The 21,547-nt window shown below is 51.8% G+C and carries 17 protein-coding genes; 12 read left to right on the forward strand and 5 right to left on the reverse strand.

Annotated elements, in window-relative coordinates; genetic code table 11:
• The first annotated feature begins 50 nt into the window (after positions 1 to 50).
• The 8 genes from IPQ00_05480 (at position 51) to IPQ00_05515 (ending at position 8,271) form a co-directional block, all read left to right on the forward strand.
• Positions 51 to 350, forward strand: coding sequence for a hypothetical protein (locus IPQ00_05480; GenBank protein ID MBL0240014.1), 300 nt, complete (start codon positions 51 to 53; stop codon positions 348 to 350).
• Complete coding sequence (locus tag IPQ00_05485) at positions 343 to 1,044, forward strand: hypothetical protein (GenBank protein ID MBL0240015.1); 702 nt, start codon at positions 343 to 345, stop codon at positions 1,042 to 1,044. Before IPQ00_05480 ends, IPQ00_05485 begins: the two co-directional genes overlap by 8 nt.
• Before the next feature lie 103 nt (positions 1,045 to 1,147).
• Positions 1,148 to 1,237, forward strand: a complete 90-nt coding sequence (kdpF, locus tag IPQ00_05490) for a K(+)-transporting ATPase subunit F (protein MBL0240016.1) — start codon at positions 1,148 to 1,150, stop codon at positions 1,235 to 1,237.
• Between the two features lie 9 nt (positions 1,238 to 1,246).
• A complete protein-coding gene (gene kdpA, locus IPQ00_05495; GenBank protein ID MBL0240017.1) occupies positions 1,247 to 3,037 on the forward strand; it encodes a potassium-transporting ATPase subunit KdpA in 1,791 nt (596 codons plus the stop codon).
• A gap of 8 nt (positions 3,038 to 3,045) precedes the next feature.
• Positions 3,046 to 5,079, forward strand: coding sequence for a potassium-transporting ATPase subunit KdpB (gene kdpB, locus IPQ00_05500; protein MBL0240018.1), 2,034 nt, complete (start codon positions 3,046 to 3,048; stop codon positions 5,077 to 5,079).
• A gap of 7 nt (positions 5,080 to 5,086) precedes the next feature.
• Entirely contained in the window at positions 5,087 to 5,644 is a 558-nt protein-coding gene (kdpC, locus tag IPQ00_05505; protein ID MBL0240019.1) for a potassium-transporting ATPase subunit KdpC, read from the forward strand.
• Between the two features lie 70 nt (positions 5,645 to 5,714).
• Entirely contained in the window at positions 5,715 to 6,830 is a 1,116-nt protein-coding gene (locus IPQ00_05510; protein MBL0240020.1) for a histidine kinase, read from the forward strand.
• Between the two features lie 55 nt (positions 6,831 to 6,885).
• The gene (locus IPQ00_05515) at positions 6,886 to 8,271 is read left to right on the forward strand and encodes an HD domain-containing protein (protein ID MBL0240021.1); all 1,386 of its coding nucleotides are present in this window, start codon (positions 6,886 to 6,888) and stop codon (positions 8,269 to 8,271) included.
• A gap of 64 nt (positions 8,272 to 8,335) precedes the next feature.
• On the opposite strand, the gene rpoD is transcribed toward IPQ00_05515, so the two are convergent.
• From rpoD to IPQ00_05540, 5 genes are all read right to left on the reverse strand, one after another.
• Positions 8,336 to 10,069, reverse strand: coding sequence for an RNA polymerase sigma factor RpoD (gene rpoD, locus IPQ00_05520; GenBank protein MBL0240022.1), 1,734 nt, complete (start codon positions 10,067 to 10,069; stop codon positions 8,336 to 8,338).
• A 121-nt stretch (positions 10,070 to 10,190) separates the two neighbouring features.
• Positions 10,191 to 12,068 carry a DNA primase gene (locus IPQ00_05525; protein ID MBL0240023.1) on the reverse strand — a complete coding sequence of 626 codons (1,878 nt, stop codon included), beginning with the start codon at positions 12,066 to 12,068 and terminating at the stop codon, positions 10,191 to 10,193.
• Positions 12,069 to 12,071: 3 nt separating this feature from the next.
• Positions 12,072 to 14,534 carry a Smr/MutS family protein gene (locus IPQ00_05530; GenBank protein MBL0240024.1) on the reverse strand — a complete coding sequence of 821 codons (2,463 nt, stop codon included), beginning with the start codon at positions 14,532 to 14,534 and terminating at the stop codon, positions 12,072 to 12,074.
• Positions 14,535 to 14,743: 209 nt separating this feature from the next.
• Positions 14,744 to 15,022, reverse strand: a complete 279-nt coding sequence (locus tag IPQ00_05535; GenBank protein MBL0240025.1) for a DUF427 domain-containing protein — start codon at positions 15,020 to 15,022, stop codon at positions 14,744 to 14,746.
• A 43-nt stretch (positions 15,023 to 15,065) separates the two neighbouring features.
• Complete coding sequence (locus IPQ00_05540; protein ID MBL0240026.1) at positions 15,066 to 15,458, reverse strand: thiol-disulfide oxidoreductase DCC family protein; 393 nt, start codon at positions 15,456 to 15,458, stop codon at positions 15,066 to 15,068.
• Positions 15,459 to 15,535: 77 nt separating this feature from the next.
• On the opposite strand from IPQ00_05540, the gene ada reads away from it, so the two are divergent.
• The 4 genes from ada to IPQ00_05560 all read left to right on the forward strand — a co-directional run bounded on the left by ada (position 15,536) and on the right by IPQ00_05560 (position 21,168).
• A complete protein-coding gene (gene ada, locus IPQ00_05545; protein ID MBL0240027.1) occupies positions 15,536 to 16,600 on the forward strand; it encodes a bifunctional DNA-binding transcriptional regulator/O6-methylguanine-DNA methyltransferase Ada in 1,065 nt (354 codons plus the stop codon).
• A gap of 106 nt (positions 16,601 to 16,706) precedes the next feature.
• On the forward strand, positions 16,707 to 18,353 hold the full coding sequence (locus IPQ00_05550; GenBank protein ID MBL0240028.1) for an amidohydrolase family protein: 1,647 nt from the start codon (positions 16,707 to 16,709) through the stop codon (positions 18,351 to 18,353).
• A gap of 50 nt (positions 18,354 to 18,403) precedes the next feature.
• Positions 18,404 to 19,804, forward strand: a complete 1,401-nt coding sequence (locus IPQ00_05555) for an amidohydrolase family protein (protein ID MBL0240029.1) — start codon at positions 18,404 to 18,406, stop codon at positions 19,802 to 19,804.
• The gene (locus IPQ00_05560; protein ID MBL0240030.1) at positions 19,804 to 21,168 is read left to right on the forward strand and encodes an amidohydrolase family protein; all 1,365 of its coding nucleotides are present in this window, start codon (positions 19,804 to 19,806) and stop codon (positions 21,166 to 21,168) included. The genes IPQ00_05555 and IPQ00_05560 overlap by 1 nt, the downstream gene beginning before the upstream one ends.
• The last annotated feature ends 379 nt before the right edge of the window (positions 21,169 to 21,547 follow it).

The following is a 21,547-nucleotide window of genomic DNA, read 5'->3' on the forward strand; positions in this document are numbered from 1 at the left end:
GCTAATCTCATACTTGTAAAGCCAATTACGGCTTGCAAGGAGATAGTGAGATGAAAAGCGAAATCGGTCGAAGCTCAGCATTTGTAGGCAATACAGATCTGACAGGATCACGGCGGCGGCCAAGGTCGAACACTCGTTTGCGGCCCGTCGTCTTTTCGATCCTCGCCATCTTTGGTGTTTTCGGCGGTATCTCGGCATTATTTGTCGGAATCGTATTCTTCCTATTACATAGCCTGGCGGCCGTCGACGCAATGTTCGATAGAGTCGGAACCGCATTGTTGGTCGTTGCAATCCCAATGATCCTGATCGGTTCGATATTTATAGACGCCATCGAGGAGAAAAATGACTAAGTTCATATTGTTCGCGGCTGCCTTTTTCGGAACAGCCACATTGATCAGTGGTCAGCAGACCATATTTAATGTGCCGACGATCGACGTTTTGGGTCACGGTCAGGTCTATGTCGAGTTTGATGCTTTGTTCAAACCGAATGCACAAGCCGCACTTGGACGGTTTTCGAGCTTTGTGCCGCGCGTCATTGTCGGCGTAGGCGGTAATGTCGAGGTGGGCTTGAACGTGACCGGCAACGTACAACCCGGTAGGGACTCGACGACTCTTGTGCCGACGGTCAAGTGGAAGTTTTATGAAAACAAGAAAAAGGGCGTCGCTGTGGCCGCGGGAACAAATCTATTTATTCCGATTCGCAATCGTGACTATAACATCGGCAGCTATTCATATTTCACGGTCAGCAAGACGATCAATAAAACGCGTCTGACTGCCGGTGGATACGTCGCGAGCAAGAACGTATTTGCAACAAACGCGGTCCGAGCGGGTGGCCAGTTCGGGGTCGAACAGACTATAGATAAAAGGGTCTCGATCGCCGCTGATTGGGTAACGGGCAAACACTCGGGCGGCTATTTTACTCCCGGCTTAACTTACAGGCCGACACCGAAAATAACCACGTACTGGGCATATTCGATTGGCAATGCAAACACTCGACTGGGCAATCATTACTTCCTGTTCGAGATCGGCTACAACCTTAACTGAAATATATGAGCGACTTCATCTTTATCACGGCAATTCTGACATTTTTCGCTGCAGCGATCGGCTATATTGCCTTTTGCTCGCGGCTGTCGAAAGGAGATAGGTAATGAATACGGAGACGATATTTGCAGTTGTCTGCTCGGCAATTTTGCTCGTTTATCTCGTGTACGCACTCCTGCGGCCCGAGAAATTCTAAGGATTTATAATGACTTTCAACGGAATATTACAGATCATTGCTTTCCTCCTGGTTCTGACTATACTGACCAAACCGGTCGGTATCTATCTGACGCGAGTTTACTCGGGCGAGACAACTTTTTTGCAACCGATCGAACGTGCGTTCTACTGGCTCACGCGCGTTGATGCGGGGAGCGAGATGAATTGGAAGCAATATGGCGTGGCGATGCTGCTGTTTAGTATGGTTTCGACGATCGCAGTCTATGCGATCCAGCGAATGCAGTCGTTTTTGCCATTCAATCCTCAGGCATTAGCGGGACCATCGCCGGACTCATCGTTCAACACCGCAGTATCCTTTGTCACAAATACCAATTGGCAAGGCTACAGCGGGGAATCGACGATGAGCTATTTCACCCAAATGGCCGGTTTGACAGTTCAGAATTTTGCATCGGCAGCGGTCGGAATGGCACTCGCGGTGGTTTTCATACGCGGCATCTCGCGGTTTGATACTGACAAACTGGGCAATTTCTGGACGGATTTGCTTCGCGGCACGCTATACGTGCTGTTGCCAATCTCGTTCCTTGCCGCCATTTTTTTTGTATCCCAAGGGGTTGTACAGAATTTTAAGCCGTATGACACCATCCCGCTTATTGACTCTCGAACGATCCAGGTGGATAAAAAAGATGCTGCTGGGGCAGTAATAAAGGACGCGAACGGCGATCCCGTAAAAGTGGATAAGCGGATCGACACGCAGACGATCGCCCAAGGGCCGGTTGCATCGCAACTTGCCATTAAGATGCTCGGAACGAACGGCGGTGGATTTTTCAACGCAAATTCCGCGCATCCATTTGAGAATCCTACCCCTTTGACCAACTTTGTTGAGATGCTGCTGATCTTGATAATTCCTGCGGGTTTCACATATATGCTTGGGCGGATGGTTAAGTCAAAAGGCCATGGATGGGCGGTTTACGCTGCGATGATGTTCCTATTGATCGCCGGTGTAACAACTCTCTACTGGGCTGAGGCTAATGGAAACCCCCTGTATCCGGCTAACGTCGACCAATCGGCTGTCGGCGGTAACTTTGAAGGAAAAGAGACGCGTTTCGGGATTGCCGGAACCGCGCTATTCGCAACGGTTACTACGGATGCCTCGTGCGGTGCAGTCAATGCGATGCACGACAGCCTGACACCGATCGGTGGACTCGTGCCGATGGTAAATATGCAGTTAGGCGAGATCATTTTCGGCGGAGTGGGTGCGGGAATGTACGGCATTCTAATTATGATCATCCTGACGGTCTTTCTGGCAGGTTTAATGGTAGGACGCACCCCGGAATACCTCGGCAAAAAGATCGAGGCATACGATGTGCAAATGGCGACGCTGTATGTGCTGATATTTCCGCTGACAATTTTGGGATTCGCAGCGATCTCGTCAATAGCCCCAGATTTCGGCTTGGCGTCGCTAAACAACGCGGGCGCACACGGATTGTCGGAGATCTTGTACGCATTTTCGTCGGGAACGGGAAATAACGGCTCTGCCTTCGCCGGACTGAGTGCAAACACGTTGTGGTACAACTCCACTCTGGGAACAGCAATGTTGCTTGGACGTTTCTTTATGATCATTCCCATGCTTGCTATCGCCGGCAATCTTGCACGGAAGAAACTCGTCCCCGCAAGCCTCGGCACATTTCCGGTCAACACTGCTTTGTTCAGCGTTCTGCTCGTCAGCGTCATTCTGATACTCGGAGCATTGACGTTCTTTCCGGTGCTGAGCCTTTCGCCAATACTTGAGCATTTTCAGATGACAGCCGGCCAAACCTTTTAGGAAGCAAAATGAAAAACGCAATTTCCATTTGGGATAAAAAAATAATCAAACAGGCACTCAGCGGATCGGTGCGAAAGCTCGATCCGCGTAAGATGCTCAAGAATCCGGTAATGTTCGTGGTCGAAGTTGGTGCATCATTTTTGACGGTTCGACTGATCGTGAGTATTATCGTCGGGGCAAACGCCGGCCATCTATTTGAGATACAGATCACGCTGTGGCTATGGTTCACGGTGCTGTTCGCCAATTTCGCAGAGGCGATGGCCGAGGGCCGTGGTAAGGCTCAGGCCGACACTCTCAGAAGATCGAAGACCGAATCGGCGGCGAATATCATCCGTGCGGACGGCACGACGGAGACGATCGCCGCTACGGCCCTGCGCAAAGACGACGTTGTTATGGTCATCGCCGGCGAGTCCATTCCGGGCGACGGCGAGGTGATCGAGGGCGTTGCCTCGGTCGATGAATCTGCCATAACCGGCGAGTCTGCACCCGTGATCAGGGAAGCGGGCGGGGATCGGTCAGCGGTTACCGGCGGCACCCGAGTTTTATCTGACTGGATCAAGGTGCGAATTACATCAAATCCGGGCGAGACATTCATAGATCGTATGATCGCTCTGGTCGAGGGTGCTTCGCGCCAGAAAACGCCGAACGAGATCGCTCTGCACATATTGCTCGTCGGCTTGACCATCATATTTTTACTTGCGGTTGTCACATTGCAGCCATTCGCGATCTATTCCGGTGCGGAGCAGACGATCTTTGTTTTGATCTCATTGCTAGTGTGCTTGATACCGACCACGATCGGCGGCCTGCTGTCCGCTATCGGTATTGCGGGAATGGACAGGCTTGTGCAGCATAACGTGCTTGCGATGTCTGGACGTGCGGTCGAGGCGGCGGGCGATGTGAATACGCTTTTGCTAGACAAAACGGGAACGATCACATTCGGAAACCGTCAGGCGTCAGAGTTTATCGCGCTCAAAGGCGTCGATGAAAAGCTGCTGGCCGAGGCGGCCCAGTTGTCTTCGCTTGCAGACGAAACGCCTGAGGGCCGTTCAATCGTTATACTTGCACGCGAAAAGTACGGTTGCCATGAACTCACGGTAAATACTTCAGCAGAGTTTATTGCCTTTACCGCACAGACCCGTATGTCCGGTGTGAATATCGATAGCCGTGAGATTCGTAAAGGTGCGGTTGATGCCATCGAAAAATACACTGCCGGTAAAGCACCGCAATCGGCGGCAGAACTTCGCGAGGTCGTCGAGCGGATCGCAAAAGCAGGAGGTACTCCGCTTGTCGTGGCGGACGATCATATTCCTCTTGGCGTTATATATCTCAAAGACATCGTCAAGAGCGGAATGCGGGATCGCTTTCTACAACTTCGGCAGATGGGCATCAAAACCGTGATGATAACGGGCGACAACCCTATGACCGCAGCGACGATCGCTGCCGAGGCCGGCGTGGACGATTTTCTGGCTGAGGCGACACCCGAAGATAAAATGGCGTTGATCAAACGCGAACAGTTAGACGGCAAGCTCGTCGCGATGACCGGCGACGGTACGAACGATGCTCCCGCACTGGCTCAAGCTGATGTGGGCGTCGCAATGAATACAGGCACTCAAGCTGCAAAAGAGGCTGGAAATATGGTCGATCTCGACAGCGATCCGACCAAACTGATCGAGGTGGTTGCGATCGGCAAGCAACTATTGATTACCCGCGGAGCATTGACGACATTTTCGATATCAAATGATGTTGCCAAGTATTTTGCGATCATTCCAGCAATGTTTGCCGCGACTTTTCCGGTACTGAGTGCACTTAACATTATGGGCTTAAAGACGCCACAATCCGCAATACTCTCAGCGGTGATATTCAACGCTTTGGTTATCGTCGGATTGATACCGCTTGCGTTGAAAGGCGTAAAATACCGTCCGATGTCGGCGTCGTCGCTCTTACAGAGAAACTTGCTGGTGTATGGACTCGGCGGGATCGTTGCTCCGTTTATTGGCATAAAATTGATCGATTTGATAATCACTACTTTAGGCCTAGCCTAATAAAGATATGAAAGACCTAATAACATCAGTATTAATGATACTTGTTTTGACAGTTTCGCTAGGTATCCTTTATCCATTCGCTGTTTGGGGCGTGTCGCAAGGATTGTTCCCAAGAGCGGCAAATGGTTCACTCGCCGAGGTAGACGGAAAGATCGTTGGTTCCGAATTGATCGGACAAACATTCACCTCGCCGCGATACTTCTGTTCGCGACCGTCAGTTGCAGGCGACGGATACGATGCCGCAGCATCCGGTGGTTCGAACTTAGGGCCGACCAGCAAAAAAATGATCGACCGGATCGCGGATGATTCGACATCGATGCAGGCAGATAATCCGAATACTAAAGTTCCGGCCGATCTTGTAACCACAAGCGCGTCCGGCCTAGATCCCCATATTTCACCCGCTGCTGCCGATTTTCAGGTCTCGCGAGTCGCAAGAGAGCGTAATATGAATGAGAATGAGGTGAGAAAGCTTGTCGCTCAATTTACACAGGGCCGTGAACTCGGGTTTCTGGGTGAACCACGCGTAAACGTACTATTGTTAAATCTAGCTTTGGACAAGAATTAAAGTGATATTTGTCGACACGCATACGACTGAAAGGCCGGATCACGACGGGACGCGGCCAAACGCTGATGAATTGCTCAGAGCCCTGCAAGAGAATGAGCGGGCAAAGTTGCGCGTCTATATCGGTGCCGCGGCGGGGGTCGGTAAGACCTACCGAATGTTGCAGGATGCGGCTCAATTGAAGGGACAGGGCATCGACGTTGTTATCGCGACGGTCGACACCCACGGCCGTATCGAAACTGAGGAGCAGATCGGCGATCTCGAAATTATTCCGCTGAAAGAAATAGAATATCGCGGAAACACGTTCGAAGAGATGGACATCTCGGCTGTGATCGAACGACATCCGGCAGTTGCGCTCGTGGACGAACTTGCCCACACCAATATTGAAGGTTCGAAGAATAATAAGCGCTACGAGGATGTGATCGAACTACTAAAAAACGGGATCTCCGTTGTCACTGCGGTCAATATTCAGCATATAGAGTCTCTTAATGACGCTATTGCACGCACAACAAATGTGCAGGTTCGCGAGACCGTACCGGACTCCTTTTTTAAGAATGCCGATGAAATAATAGACGTTGACATATCGATCGACACACTTCGGACACGCCTCCGTCAAGGGAAGATCTATTCGGTCGAAAAGATCGAACAGTCGCTCAATAATTTTTTCCGAAAGGGAAACCTTGCGGCCTTGCGAGAACTCTCGCTGCGACAGGTCGCCCATTTTCAGTCCACACAGGATCAGGAATACCGGACACGAGAAGGCCTCGATCAGGCGGTCATCCCTGAAAAGGTGATGGTTTGTATGGCGTCTCGCGGAAGCGCTAAGAAGATACTGCGCACGGGGTCGCGTATCGCCGGACGATTTGCCGATGATGACTGGATCGCCGTCTATGTCGAAACCTCCGACGAAGAAATGGGACGCATTTCCCCCGAAAATTACGCAACTCTGCAGGACAATATTCGATTTGCGACCTCGCTTGGGGCAAGGGTCGTGCATCTCAAATCCAATAACGTTGCCGATGCACTGCTCGGCTTTGCTCGCCATAATGGCATCACTCACGTTATCTTTGGCCAGTCGGCAAGATCGCGGTGGGAGATATTCTGGAAAGGCTCGATCATTAACCGCTTTTTAAGCGAAGTAAAGGATGCCTCAGTTCACGTGATCCCACTCGAAAGAGAAAGTACTTAAGCAAACCGCCTTTGATTTCCAGTACGGCGATAATGCAGAATGAGAAGTCTGCATTATGTCGAATATTCCGAAGAAAATTACTGATATTGCCGAAGCTATTCGTTCGATCGGCGGCCGTGCAATGCTTGTTGGCGGTTGCGTACGCGACGAACTGATGGATGTCGATCCGAAGGATTGGGATGTTGAGGTTTACGGCGTCGAGCCTGCGAAGTTGCGTGGATTACTCGATTCGTTCGGCGAGGTCAACGTGGTCGGTGAGGCGTTTGCGGTTTATAAGATCGGTTCAGATCTTGACGTATCGCTACCGCGAAGGGAACGAAAAGAGGGTCGAGGCCATCGGGCGTTCGTCGTCGAAGGCGACCCGGATATGTCGTTCAAAGAGGCGTGTTCGCGACGTGATTTCACGATCAACGCCATACTCCGTGATATTTTGACCGGTGAGATCGTCGATCCGTTTGACGGGCAAGGCGACATTCGCGGCAAAAAACTGCGGATGGTTTCGAGCGAGACTTTTGGTGAGGATTCCCTGAGAGTTCTACGGGCCGCACAATTCGCGGCGAGGTTTGAGTTTGATCTCGACCCGGAAACCGTCGAGGTTTGCAAGGCGATCGATCTAACCGATCTACCAAAAGAACGTATCTGGGGCGAACTCGAAAAGCTTCTATTGCTTTCCGCAAGGCCGTCAATCGGGCTCAAGTGGCTTTATGATCTCGGCATCACGGCTAAGATATTCCCCGAGATGCAGTCGCTTGTAGGCGTGCCTCAAGAGCCCGCATGGCATCCTGAGGGCAACGTCGATCTCCATACGATGATGGTTTGCGATGAGGCCCGCAAGCTGATCGACGACCTCGACCATTCGCGAAAGGTTGCCGTAATGCTTGGCTCGCTCGCTCACGATTTTGGCAAACCGCCGACGACCGAATTCATCGACGGGCGGATCCGATCCCGTGGACACGATGAGGCAGGTGTTGAGCCGACGCTCACATTTCTCGACCGTCTCGGCATCCACACGCTGGACGGCTTTGACGTACGAAACCAGGTCGTCCAGCTTGTGCGCTATCACCTCAAGCCCGGCGAATATTACAAAGCCAAATCACCCGTTGGCGACGGTGCTTTTCGTCGGCTTGCACGCAAGGTCGAACCTGATTTGCTATATCGTGTCGCCAAGGCCGATAGTCTCGGCCGTAATCCAGATTGGCTGCCGAAAGAGAAATGGTTTGGCTCGGAGGCTCAAGAGTGGTTTATCGCAAAAGTCCGCGAACTTGATATTGAGAAGAAAGCTCCCGATCCGATCCTGATGGGGCGGCATTTGATCGAACTCGGACTTACACCGTCTCCGCGTTTTCGTGAGATCCTGGATGCCGTCTATGAACTGCAACTTGACAGCAAAATAACTGATCTTGACCAAGCGGTTGCGGAAGCTCAAAAGCATATCCACTAAAAACGAAAAATGCGATCTGTAATCGTTTTAGCAATTACAGATCGCAAATTGTATCCTACAAATGTTAGGACTGCTTTCCTTCCAAAAACGCTTTTAATCGACGCGAACGCGACGGGTGACGTAGCTTTCTGAGGGCTTTTGCCTCGATCTGTCGAATTCGTTCGCGGGTGACGGCAAAGTGTTGGCCGACCTCCTCGAGCGTGTGTTCGGACCCCGTGTTACCGAGGCCGAAACGCATTTTGATAACCTTTTCCTCACGTGGCGTCAATGTTGCTAGAACCTCGTCAGTGATCTCACGCAAATTCGAAAACGTAACGGATTCTGCCGGGTTGAGGATCGATCGATCCTCGATAAAGTCGCCCAGGTGAGAGTCTTCCTCTTCCCCGATCGGCGTTTCCAAACTGATCGGTTCCTGAGCGATCTTGAGTACCTTTCGGACCTTAGACACCGGAATGTCCATTCGCTTTGCGATCTCCTCGGATGTTGGCTCGCGGCCAAGTTCCTGCACGAGAAGTCGCGATGTCCGAATGAGCTTGTTGATCGTTTCGATCATATGGACCGGGATACGGATCGTACGGGCCTGATCGGCGATCGCACGGGTAATAGCCTGACGGATCCACCACGTCGCATACGTCGAAAACTTATATCCGCGACGCCATTCAAACTTATCTACCGCCTTCATAAGCCCGATATTGCCTTCCTGAATGAGGTCGAGGAACTGCAGGCCGCGGTTGGTATATTTTTTAGCGATCGAAACCACGAGTCGCAGATTGGCCTCGACCAACTCGCGTTTGGCCTTATTGGTGTCAAATTCGCCGATACTGATCGTTTTGTACGAACGCTTGATCTCAACGGTGGGAAGATGATACTTCTCTTCGATCTCAGCGATGGCCGCATTGGCATCGGCAATCTTGGCTAGAAGTTCTTTCTTCTCAGCGGTTGCGGGTTTTTTCTCAAGCTTTTCATTAGCCTTTTTGATCGCCCTTTCCGAGGTCTGAATGTCGGTCACGACCTTTCGGATCGCGGCGATCATTTTCTGATTCGAATTTTCGGTCAGGTTAAGCTGCTTGATCTCCTGTGCGATCTCCAGACGCAACCGAGCGGTCTTACGCTTGAGAGTCAAAACCTTCTTGGATTTCTTGCCGTCCGCCTTTTTCTGCTCGTTGACTAAGGACGTCCAGGTTTTTAAGGCAACGTGAAAATGCTCCGCAATATTACCGATGCCCTCAAGGGTCCATCGCATATATTCCTCGGCCTTGTCCTCCTCGATCGAGATGTCTGCCTGTTCCGAAAAGACTACGGTTTCGCGAATCGTTGCACGCTTTTCGACCAGATCCTCGGCGATCTTGATCAGGCGCCCGACTGCGATCGGCGAACGCGATATCGCCTTATGCGTCTTGATCTGGCCTCGCTCGATGCGCTGAGCGATCGTGACTTCGCCTTCACGGTTAAGTAGCGGCACAACGCCCATTTCACGTAGATAGAGGCGCACCGGATCGTTGGATTTGTCGAGAGCTCCCGCCGAAAGATCAAGGTCGATATCGTCTTCGTCGGCTGCTTCCTCTTCCTGATCCTCGTCAAGTGCGAGGGCCGACGCATTTTCCAAAAGTTGTGCGTCGGTCTCGGCGACTGAGATATTGGCGCCCTCTAAACGGTCAAGTACGTCCTCCAGATCATCGGCGGACATCATATTTTCGGGAATCTGGCGATGGAGTTCGTCCATGCTCAGAAATTTCTTTCGCTTGCCGAGGGCGACCAAGCGATCCATCAAGTCTTCTTTTTCGTCGTAATCAGCCATAAAATCATCAAAAACCTTTGATTAAATCTTCGCGGTTATCGTTGTTCGCGAACTAGATATTAACGCCGTAAGCGTGGAAATAGTTTCATTCCCACCGGCGGGTTTAAAAAACCAAATTATATCACAATTCAGTGGTCTGCCGCTGTAATTCACGCCTTATTTTTTCGAGTTCGAGCTGTTCGTAGGTGAGTTGGCTAAAAAGCTCGCTATTGCCCGACTGTTCAGCCATAACAGCGTCGCGGCTGATCTCAACAATTCGATTTGCGATCGCCATATTTCTAAGTGTGAATACGCAATTTTCCGCTTCGGTAAGGACTGCGTCCATCACCTCGTCCTTTTCGCGTCTCGGTTCGCCCTTTAGCAGCAGATGGGCAAGGTCGACAGACGTTTCATCGTCGCCGATATGCTCGAGGATCGTCTCTTGCGAAACATCCATTTTATCGCGAGTGATAGCAATAAATGCATCGAAAAGCTCGGCTGTAGCAAGGTCTTGGTAATCGCTGGGCTCAAGTTGCGGAATGATAGCGTCACGAAGGTCGCGGTCAAAAACGAGTAGTTCCAACAAACGGCGTTCTGCGATAGTGATCTTGCCTCTAGGTGCTTTGCGGATCCCTGTAATCTCAATAGGCTGATTGCCTCGCGCATCCGTACGAACCGCTTCCTTCATTGAATTCCACCATTCACGACGCGTTCCGGGATCATCGACTCGCATAGCAAGCATTAGTTGATCGAAAAACTGTCGATGGGCAGCACGTCCCTTGTTGGTGCTTCGAAACGAGGCACAAATCGGCATCACCTCTTCAATGAACTTGATCCGTTGCTGATTATTGGAAAGATTGTATTCTGTTGGCATCCTCGTAATGAGAAAGTCCAGAATTGACGGTGCTTGCCCACGCAACTGATTAAACTTTTCAGCCCCGTCCCTACGGATGAAGTCATCGGGGTCAAGCTTGTCGGGTAACTGCAGTACTTTCAATTCGAATCCAGCGAATAGCAATGAACTCATGATCTTCTTTGCTGCTTTTGCTCCTGCCTCGTCACTGTCATAAGTAATTACAATGTTTTCTGTAAACCGTTTAATCACTTTGGCTTGCTGAGGCGTAAAGGCCGTGCCGAGGCTGGCAGCGACGTTCGTTATTCCAAACTGGGCGAGGGCAATCAGGTCGAGATAACCTTCGACTAGGATGGCGAATTTCTTTTTGCGGATCTCGTCTTTCGCCTGAAACAGGCCATAAAGATGCTCGCCCTTAGTGTAGGCGGGCGTCTCGGGCGAGTTGAGATATTTTGGCTGGTCCTCTGGGTCGAGCGAACGTGCACCAAAGGCGACCGGACGGCCATTAACGTCAAGAACAGGGAACATTATCCGTCCGCGAAAACGGTCAAAGGTGCGTTCTTTTTCTTCGTTTACGGAGACAAGGCCGGACTGTACGATGAGTTTTTCGTCGGCACCGTAATCGCGTAAAACAGACAGCAGATCATCCCAGCTATCGTGTGCAAAGCCGATGCGAAACTGTTTTTGAACCTCGTCTGAGATGCCTCGGGTCTCGAGATAAGCCCGAGCCTCTTTTGCCTTTTTACTTTTGCCTTGCAGCTCTTTTTCCCAGTGATCGAGTGCGATCTGATTGAGCTCGATGATCTGATCAGCCAACTGCTTTTTTTCCTCACGCTGCTTTCGGCCGCGTTCATAGTTCGCATCATCTATCGGCTCCGGCAGCATCACGCCCGAGATCTCGGCGACACGCTTGACCGCCTCAGGGAAGTTCAATCCCTCCATCTCCATCAGAAAGTTGTATGCCGTACCGCCCTTGCCGCAGCCGAAACATTTGTAAAAACCCTTGCTCGGATTGACCGAGAATGACGGAGTCTTTTCCTGATGAAACGGACAACACGCCATCCAATTCGCCCCTTTCTTCTTCAGATCCTGAGCATACGGCTGTATTATCCGCACTAAATCGGCACGGTTTTTCAGATCGTCAATGAAATATTGTGGGTAGAGCATTCGTTATTGCTTTAACTCAGCAATTGTAGCGCCGTGGCCGCCCTGTGATGAAGGGGCGAATTCGAAACGATCGACCATATCACTGTTCTTCAAAAAGTGATGAACGTAATTCTTTAGTGCGCCTGTGCCAAAGCCGTGGATGATGCGGACGCGGGGCAGAGAGGACATATACGCTTCATCGAGAAAACGATCGATCTCATACTCCGCCTCTGCCGTGGTCTTGCCGATGAGGTTGAGTTCGGCGGGGGCATCGCCACCGTCGACATCACGCGTTATCAAAGAGCCCCGATCTTTTGAAGGCACGTTGCCCGACGGCGGAGATTCTGTTTCGGCGAGTTGGAGGTTTGCGACTTTCTCACGCAGTCGCATACCGCCAACGAGTACCTCGGCGACATCCCGATCGAGCTTTTCGATAACGCCCACATTACCGAATGAGGTGAACACCCGTGATCCAACCGTCAATGGAGTGTCTGCGGGTATCGACGTTGGGTTGTGCAAATTTGATCCCGGACCCTTGTGTAAACTACCACCACGCGATGAGCTTCCGACCTTGGCCATAACCGCACGGTTCAACTCGGCCTTTCGCGATTGACGTTCCTTGTCGAGGCGGGTTTTTAGTGCCTTGTCCTCGATGGTCTGGATAAACGCCTTTGACTGGCGGTCAAATTCGTCGACTGCCTTGGCAAGCTCGCCTTCGAACTCTTTCTGCCGGGCTTTTTCCTTTTTTACGGCTTCAACCTCGAGAGCAGCATATTTCATCGCCGTCGCCTCGCGTTCCTCCTCAAGCGCGATGCGAAGGTCGGTCGCGATCTTGGTCTCCGTCTGGAGCTTTTTGAGATAGATTTCGGCCTCCTGAGCTGAAATATCGAGATGTCTGCGGGCGTCGTCGATGACGGGCTGAGTGATGCCAAACCGCCGAGCGATCTCGATCCCCGACGACGCACCGGCAAGGCCGAGCAGTAGTTTGTAAGTCGGCCGCAAGGTCTTTTCGTCAAATTCGACGGATGCATTGATCACGCTCGGGTCATTGGCGGCGTACATCTTCAGGCCTCGATAATGTGTCGAAGCGATGACTTGGGCCCCTTTTTGGCGAAAATGGTCGACGATGGCAACGCCGAGAGCCGAGCCTTCCTCTGGGTCCGTGCCGGTGCCGGCCTCGTCAAGCAGGACGAGTGACGGCGGTTCACACTCGCCGATCATCGAAGCGATATTCGACATATGCGACGAGAACGTCGAGAGATTGGCGGCGAGCGATTGGTGGTCACCGATATCCGCTAAAACTGAGCGGTAAAAGGGGATTCGAGCTTCACTGGCGGGTACCGGCAACCCCGATATCGCCATCAGGCTCAGCAATCCTGCGGTCTTGAGAACTACGGTCTTGCCGCCCGCATTGGCACCCGAAATGATCATCACCGGGCGTCCGTCAGTTAGCGTGAACGAGTTAGGTACGATCCAGTCAGAGTCGCCTGCGTAAACGGGCGACCGCGTACTTGGCAGTTCGTTAATATTCTGGCCCCCCGCTAACGCAGGTGGGGCTGACAGTAGCGGATGCCGGGCATCGGTCAGGTCGAGGGTTTTGTCGCCGGTTATCTCGGGCACGACAGCACGGAATTTGCGTGCAAATTCGACCTTTGCTTTGATAAAATCGAGTTCGGCCACGGCCTCGACGGCGAGTTCGACGGCCGGAAGTTGCTCGCGAAGCTCTTCGGTAAGTGCAAACAAGATACGGGCGATCTCGCGCTCCTCTTTGCCTTTAAGGTTTTGAAGCTCGTTATTAGCCTCGATCGCATCCAATGGCTCGACAAATACGGTCGACCCCGACGACGAAAAGCCGTGGGCGACGCCCGAAACCTTGCCGCGAAAATCGGCCTTTACGGGTATTACAAATCGATCGTTGCGCATCGTGACGATCTCGTCCTGAATGGCATTGCCGGCAGCACGCATTGCGGACTCGAGCGACTTGGTTAGGCGACCTCGTTGCAGATTGATCTCGTGGCGAATACGGGCGAGTTCCGGCGATGCTTTGTCATCGATCTCGCCGCCCGGCAAGAGCTTTTTATTAATGCGGTCGATCACCGCGAGTAGCGTCGGCGGGATATGTTCGACGATCTGCCACAACGTCGGCACGAACTCCTTTTCCGGTTGGATCGCCGACCTTGCGAAGAGTGCCTGATTGCAAACTCGTGAGATCTCAAGGATTAATGTCGGCTCGAGTGTCGCGTTGTTTATCTTCAGGATCGCTACTGCATCCGATGGATCGCCGAGCCCGCTGAATGACCACGTCACCTGTTTTTCTTCGTTAAGTTTGATCGTTTCCGATATTGCCGAAAGGGAAGTTTCAAGCGATCGACGGTCGGTAAACGGACGAAGTAAAGCAAAACGATCGACCCCCATCGGCGTCTGGGCGTTACGGCTAACCAGTTCCAGCAGCCGTGCAAATTCGAGTGTTTCGAGCGAGTAAGCCATTACATTAACCGGTCCAATGTCGTTAGATAGCCTACGCGTTGTAAACTATTGTAAATAATGCTGATAGATCTAATACTTAAAGTAAAGTCTAGTAAAGTTTTGTCCCACGGCACATTAAAGCGGGACAAAAGGTGGGACAGGTTAAATGCTGTGATTAAAGCAATTAATGTAACTTGTCCCATTGTCCCACGATTTTACGATTTAGGGGCCTAGATAACAGTTACTCCCTTCCAAAAGGCTATGTATCCCTCGATGTTCTTAGCGTCAGATTTGGCGTCCGGATAGTACCAAGCAGCGTCCTTATTGGTGGTACCGCCGGCGTCAACATCGTAATAGCTTGCCGTGCCTTTCCACCCGCAGACCGTGTGTGTCTCCGAAGGTGAAAAATGTTCTTTGACTAGCGAGTCGGCGGGAAAATAATGGTTCCCTTCGACAACTATCGTTTTGTCACTCTCTGCCAAAATCGTCCGGTTCCATATTGCTTTCATTTCTATTATTAACTCCTTGATCTAAATCTCGCCACAACCATCATCACCCGAAAAATCGTTCTCTAACGTCCGGAGTTGGCAGCATGCACGCGTCTTGCCTGCCGAACAGTCGGTAGCGATATTTCGCGAAGATCCTGTAAGCCAGATCACGGATAGATCCCGGCACGATGATAAACCCATATCCAACCGACCAGATGCCTCCCAGGCCTTTCGCGATTCGCAGGCCAGCGGTGGAGTGCGTATATGCCCGCTCACCCTCGACTAAGATTATCGAATCGATGTCGTCCCCAATATTGTGCTCTTTTTTCAATTGCTGGCCTATTTCGGACTGCAGCGGAGCAAATCTAAACTTCTTTTCGCTGTCGTGTCGAATAATGAAGTTAACGGCGCCGTTGCAGAAGTTACATACGCCGTCAAAGAGAATGATCGAGCTCATTGATATATTATACATCAAAAATTCAACCGCAATTTTCGGATAGATTTCATATTTGATTACGCATAAACTCTGAAGTTATGGAAAACGTGATCTTTTGGCAGGCGGTAGAAGCAAATGATTCGCGGTTTGATGGTGTATTCTTTTTCGGCGTAAGGACAACAGGGATATATTGCAGACCGTCTTGCCGGGCTCGGTTGCCGAAGCGTGAGAACGTCGAGTTTTATCCCAACGCAAAACTGGCGGAGGACGACGGTTTCAGAGCCTGTCTCCGGTGTGTTCCACAAAATATGGGTGAGCCCGATACGCGGACAGTCAAGATATTGCGTGCTTGCGAGCTGATCGATGCAAATGATGCCGTGACTCTGGACCGTCTCGCGAGTGAACTGGACGTAAGTCCGTACCACCTACAGCGGAGTTTTAAGCAGATCATTGGTGTCAGTCCCAAGAAATATGCCGAAGCAAAGCGGATGGAGCGTTTCAAGCGTCAGGTCCGCGGCGGCAGCGATATCGTGACCGCGATATACGAATCGGGCTTTGGATCGAGTAGCCGGCTGTATGAAAAGGCGTGGGAAAGCCTGGGGATGACGCCAAGTGAATATAAGAAGGGCGGTAAGGGAATGATGATAAATTACACGGTAACAGATTGTAAGCTTGGCCGCCTTTTGGTCGCCGCGACATCAAACGGACTCTGTGCCGTGGCTTTTGCAGATACAGATACTGAGCTTGTGCAAAACCTGAGGTTAGAGTATCCAAATGCTGATATTGCTGAAGATGTGGCCATACTGAAACGATATGTTCAGGAAGTACTTGAACACCTCGCCGGCGATAAAAGTCCTTTTGCATTGCCGCTCGATGTCCGGGCGACGGCCTTTCAGTTGCAGGTCTGGGAGTTGCTGAGACGCATACCTTTTGGCGAAACAGTTTCGTATGGTCAGATCGCAGAAATGCTCGGGGACAAGAAAAAGGTTCGTGCCGTTGCCCGTGCGTGTGCGACCAATCGTGTTGCGGTTGTGATCCCTTGCCACCGAGTCGTGGCCGCTGACGGCAAGCTAAGTGGATACCGTTGGGGCATTGAACGAAAACGAAAACTACTTGAACTCGAATTGGAGCTCAAGGGCAAACAACGTGGCGTGCAGGACTGACGGTTCGCAATCGCAAACTGTGTCTTTGTGTTCTGAAACTTTTTCTATATTCTCTCCGTAACAGTAATTTCACGCAGACTCCAAAAATTAAGAATTTAGGAAAGTTATGAGATCAAAGCTCTTTTTGTTCGCATTTGCGGCGATAAGCTTGTTTTTTGCTAACCGGGCCGAGGCTCAGAGTTATGCGATCACCAATGCACGCATCGTAACGGTTTCCGGCACGACCATCGACAAGGGGACGGTAGTCGTCAGAAACGGACTGATCGAGGCCGTCGGGCCAAATGTCTCCGTACCGGCAGACGCTCAGGTGTTCGATGCAAGCGGTCTGACGGTATATCCGGGATTTATTGACGCAATGACCAATCTCGGCATGCCGGCGGCAGCGGCGAGAACCGGCGGTCAGGGCGGCGGACAGATGTCACAGGCTCCAGCAACCGCCCCGACGTCAAATTCGGTCTATCCGGCGGGAATGAGACCGGAGGATGAGGCGATCGATGATCTCCGTGCCGGTGATTCGCAGTTTGAGGCGAATCGAAACGCCGGATTTACGACGGTCTTGACTACTGGCCGGGTCGGAATCTTCAACGGTCGTTCTGCATTAATCGATCTCACGGGCGATACCGTTTCGGCTATGATTATCAGATCGCCATTCGCACAGCACATTACATTCACAACGATCGGCGGCGGGCAATATCCCGGTTCACTCTTAGGCACGTTTGCGGCGATCCGTCAGATATTCTATGACGCACAACGGCAGCAAGATATCGAAAAGATGTACGTAGCGAATCCGAGGGGAATGAAACGCCCTGCCGCGGACCGTTCGTTAGAGGCACTATATCCGGCGATCAACCGTGATACCCCTGTGGTCTTTACGGCCAACCGCGAGATCGACATTATTCGGGCTCTGGACCTTATAAAAGAATTCAAACTCAACGGGATGATCGCCGGCGGAGCCGAAGCGTGGAAAGTCGCCGACCGTCTCAAGGCTCAAAACGTCACGGTACTGCTTACATTAAATTTTCCGAAGCGAACAACGACTGCTTCGCCGGATGCCGATCCTGAGTCGATGGAAACATTGCGTTCGAGGGCCGAAGCTTCAAAATGTGCATCAAAACTGGCCTCGGCGGGAGTGAAATTTGCGTTTCAGTCCGACAATATGCGGTCGCTTAGTGATTTTTTCACAAATGCCGGCAAGGCTGTCGAAGCCGGTTTAAGCAAGGATGCCGCGATCCGGGCGATGACGCTTGGGTCCGCCGAAATACTCGGCGTAGATAAGACGACCGGCTCGATCGAGGCCGGCAAGATCGCCAACCTCGTTGTCGTAAAAGGCGACGTTTTCGGAAAAGACAGATATGTTTCACACGTTTTTGTCGATGGGAAGTACTACGAGCAAAAGGAACAGCCGAAACGCGAAGCTGGCGGCACACGGAATGGCGGTAACGTTGCTCCAACCGCCGGTATCTCGGGCACCTACGCTGTAACGATCGACATCCCCGGCCAGCCAATGGCGGCGACGCTGACATTTGTACAGGTCGGCGCCGCATTAAATGGAACGATGGTCTCACAACTTGGCAGTTCGCAGATCCGTAGCGGCAAGGTCTCACCCGAGGGCTTTTCGTTTGCCAGCAGTGTCGAATTTGGCGGAGCAGCGATCGACATCACGGTCAGCGGCAAGGTGACAGGTGATCAGATCAGCGGTTCGATCGATTCGCCGCAGGGCATTGTGCCGTTCTCCGGCACCAAAAACCCGTAGATATCAGTCGACAGTTAAAAAAAAGGCAAGAGTAATTAAGGGCAATAGTGATGAGAAAAATTCTCGTAATTCTAATTTTGACCGCGTTAGGTATGATCTCGCCGACGCTTGTTTTGGGGCAGTCAAAGTCGGACGTATTGATCAAAAATGCGACCGTGATGACCGCGGTCAAAGGCACGCTTGAAAATACCGACATTTTGATCCAGAACGGCAAGATCGCCAAGATCGGCAAGAATCTTTCTGCCTCGGCGACGACACGCGTTATCAATGCCGAAGGGCAATATGTAACGCCCGGCATCATCGATTGCCATTCACATACGATGCTCGACGCGATCAACGAGGGCGTCTATTCGGTCACATCAATGACACGGACCCGCGATGTGCTCAATCCGACTGATATCGCGATATATAGGGCACTTGCGGGCGGCGTTACGGTCGCAAATCTGCTGCACGGATCGGCAAACCCGATCGGCGGCCAGAATACGACGGTCAAATTCAAATGGGGTCATCCGGTCGAGGATTATCCGATACCGGACGCACCGCCTGGGATCAAATTTGCGATGGGCGAAAACGTTAAGCGTTCGACTTCGTTTGCCCAGCCCGGGGCCACTGTTCGCTACCCCCGCACGCGAATGGGCGTCATCGAAACAATGCGCGATGCATTCCTTCGGGCCAGAGACTACCGACAAGCTTGGGCCGACTTTAAGGCGGGCAAGATAAAGGTCGCTCCTCGCAAAGATCTGGAGCTCGAACCCCTTGTCGAAGTGATCGAGGGCAAACGGCTTGTCCACGCCCACGGATACAGGTCGGACGAGCACCTCAATCTGATGCTTTTGGCAGATGAATTTGGATTCAAGATCGCTACCCTCCAGCACGGACTGGAGGCTTACAAGATCGCCCCCGAGATCGCTAAGCGTGGCACGGGCGTCTCAATATTCACAGATTATTGGGGCTACAAGCTCGAGGCGTACGATACGATCCCCTACAACGCATATATATTGTGGAAGAGTGGCGTAGTCGTGTCGATCAACTCGGACGATGATGAGCGTATGCGACGCTTAAATCTCGAGGCCGCAAAGGTGATCAAGTATGGCAATGTTCCTGAGGAAGAGGCTCTCAAGATGATCACACTGAATCCGGCCAAGCAACTCGGCATCGACAAACGCACGGGTTCTATCGAGGTCGGTAAGGACGGCGACATTGTCATTTGGAGCGGACATCCCTTCAGCGTTTACTCGCGGGTGTTGACCACGATCGTCGAGGGCGAAGTGCTATTTGACCGAGCCGCGGACGCGAAAATGCGTATTGATACGGCAAAGGAGCGTGAGTCGCTCGAAAAGCTTGATGTCAATAAAGCGCCGGGCACCGGCGGCGGCCAACCGCGGATCCCGTCCGAGCGTCGCCGCGGTGACCGCGATGACGCCGAATACAGCGATGGAGGCAACCGATAATGTACTCAAAATTGAAAACGCTTAGATCCAAATGGTGCCTCACACTGCTTTTATCAGTCATTGCCATCGGAGCATCGTCGTCCGTAGATGCGCAGAATGACGGATCGGAACAAAATCAGACCGGACGTGCCGGGACATTTGCGATCGTCGGGGCCCGCGTGGTGACGGTGTCGGGTGCGACGATCGAAAACGGAACAGTGGTGATCCAGAATGGCAAGATCGCCGCGGTCGGATCAGGTATTGCTGTTCCCGCCGGAGCAGAAAAGATAGATGGCAAGGGCCTCAGTGTCTTTCCGGGAATGATCGATGCCGGAACCAAAATCGGCCTCTCTGAGATCGGCCAAGGCGTAAATGCCTCTGTCGACGTGTCTGAGGTCGGCACGATGAACGCCAATGCTAAGGCGATAAAGGGCATAAATCCGCATTCCGTTTACGTCAATGTGACTCGTGCCAATGGGATCACAACGGTAATGTCGTTTCCGATCGGCGGCTTGATCGCCGGACAGGGGGCGATCATAAATCTGAACGGTGCTACACAGGATGAGATGGCGGTCGTTCGTGAGTTTGGCCTCGTGATCAATTTTCCGCGTATTTCGACCGGTGGAGGATTTGGCGGCAGATTTGGCGGCCCTCCGTTAGAGTTTAGCGAGGCGGTCAAGCGTCGCGACGCCCAGATCGATGAGTTGAAAACGCTATTCACAGCTTCCCAAAACTACCTTCGTGCCCGAGATGCATACGCTAAGGACAAAACATTACCCTACGTTGCCGAAGACCAGCGATATGACGCGATGGAACCGTACATTCGTGGCGAAAAGCCGATGATCTTTATTGCGGAGAGGGAACGCGATATTCGCTCTGTTGCCAAATTCGTCGGCGAAATGAAATTGAAGGGAATCATCTTTGGCGGACAAGAGGCGTGGAAGGCGGCGGATGATCTGAAAAAGTACAATATCTCAGTGATCTATACCAATATCTATGCCCTTCCGGTTCGCGATGATGATCCGTACGACGAATTATTTGAAGCTCCGATGAAGTTGCAGGCGGCCGGCGTCAAGTTTTGCATCGGTACCGGAAGCGAGAATGCGGTTGTTCGCGATCTGCCCTACCAGGCGGGCCTGGCCGGTGCCTTCGGCTTGTCTAAGGACGACGCGTTAAAATCCGTAACTCTATATGCAGCCCAGGTCCTAGGCGTCGATAGCCAAATGGGGTCGATCGAAACGGGCAAGATGGCAAATCTGGTGGTCGCAGACGGCGATATCCTCGACGCCCGCACCAATGTGAAGTATGTATTCATCGGCGGACGAATGGTGCCGCTGACGAGTCGTCACACGAGGTTATTTGACAGCTTTAAGGATCGAAAGTAGTCAAATTTCCACCGCCGCGAGACAGAGAAATAAGAGAGGCTAGCCGTGCATTGGCTCGCCTCTTTGATTATTCGGACTCTGCGTAAGGCAAAAGCCTAGTCGTGCCAAAATTCGTGCCATAAATCGTGCCATTTTTGCACATGCGGTCCGCTTGTAACCCATTGCCACCAGGGCATTTGCAGCGACAAATCGTGCCATTTTTACGTTGTGCAAGTAACACCGCTTCAAAAATGGCACGGCTGTTTTCAGCTAAACCTGCCCTTTTTCTTTCGGTTACAAACAGCGACTGTTGCTATTCCGTATTCGACATTCGTTATTCGCCATTTCTCCCGAGTTCTTTCGTTATTGCAAGTATTTTCAAACATCAAACCCAAAGCGG

This window comes from Chloracidobacterium sp. (assembly GCA_016720705.1).
In the GTDB taxonomy this organism is placed as follows: Bacteria; Acidobacteriota; Blastocatellia; order Pyrinomonadales; family Pyrinomonadaceae; genus OLB17.

Excerpts from the sequence above, each read along its gene's own strand:
- IPQ00_05480 (MBL0240014.1), top strand. The coding sequence starts at position 51 with ATGAAAAGCGAAATCGGTCGAAGCTCAGCATTTGTAGGCAATACAGAT.
- IPQ00_05485 (MBL0240015.1), top strand. The coding sequence starts at position 343 with ATGACTAAGTTCATATTGTTCGCGGCTGCCTTTTTCGGAACAGCCACA.
- kdpF (MBL0240016.1), top strand. The coding sequence starts at position 1,148 with ATGAATACGGAGACGATATTTGCAGTTGTCTGCTCGGCAATTTTGCTC.
- kdpA (MBL0240017.1), top strand. The coding sequence starts at position 1,247 with ATGACTTTCAACGGAATATTACAGATCATTGCTTTCCTCCTGGTTCTG.
- kdpB (MBL0240018.1), top strand. The coding sequence starts at position 3,046 with ATGAAAAACGCAATTTCCATTTGGGATAAAAAAATAATCAAACAGGCA.
- kdpC (MBL0240019.1), top strand. The coding sequence starts at position 5,087 with ATGAAAGACCTAATAACATCAGTATTAATGATACTTGTTTTGACAGTT.
- IPQ00_05515 (MBL0240021.1), top strand. The coding sequence starts at position 6,886 with ATGTCGAATATTCCGAAGAAAATTACTGATATTGCCGAAGCTATTCGT.
- rpoD (MBL0240022.1), bottom strand. The coding sequence starts at position 10,069 with ATGGCTGATTACGACGAAAAAGAAGACTTGATGGATCGCTTGGTCGCC.
- IPQ00_05525 (MBL0240023.1), bottom strand. The coding sequence starts at position 12,068 with ATGCTCTACCCACAATATTTCATTGACGATCTGAAAAACCGTGCCGAT.
- IPQ00_05530 (MBL0240024.1), bottom strand. The coding sequence starts at position 14,534 with ATGGCTTACTCGCTCGAAACACTCGAATTTGCACGGCTGCTGGAACTG.
- IPQ00_05535 (MBL0240025.1), bottom strand. The coding sequence starts at position 15,022 with ATGAAAGCAATATGGAACCGGACGATTTTGGCAGAGAGTGACAAAACG.
- IPQ00_05540 (MBL0240026.1), bottom strand. The coding sequence starts at position 15,458 with ATGAGCTCGATCATTCTCTTTGACGGCGTATGTAACTTCTGCAACGGC.
- ada (MBL0240027.1), top strand. The coding sequence starts at position 15,536 with ATGGAAAACGTGATCTTTTGGCAGGCGGTAGAAGCAAATGATTCGCGG.
- IPQ00_05550 (MBL0240028.1), top strand. The coding sequence starts at position 16,707 with ATGAGATCAAAGCTCTTTTTGTTCGCATTTGCGGCGATAAGCTTGTTT.
- IPQ00_05555 (MBL0240029.1), top strand. The coding sequence starts at position 18,404 with ATGAGAAAAATTCTCGTAATTCTAATTTTGACCGCGTTAGGTATGATC.
- IPQ00_05560 (MBL0240030.1), top strand. The coding sequence starts at position 19,804 with ATGTACTCAAAATTGAAAACGCTTAGATCCAAATGGTGCCTCACACTG.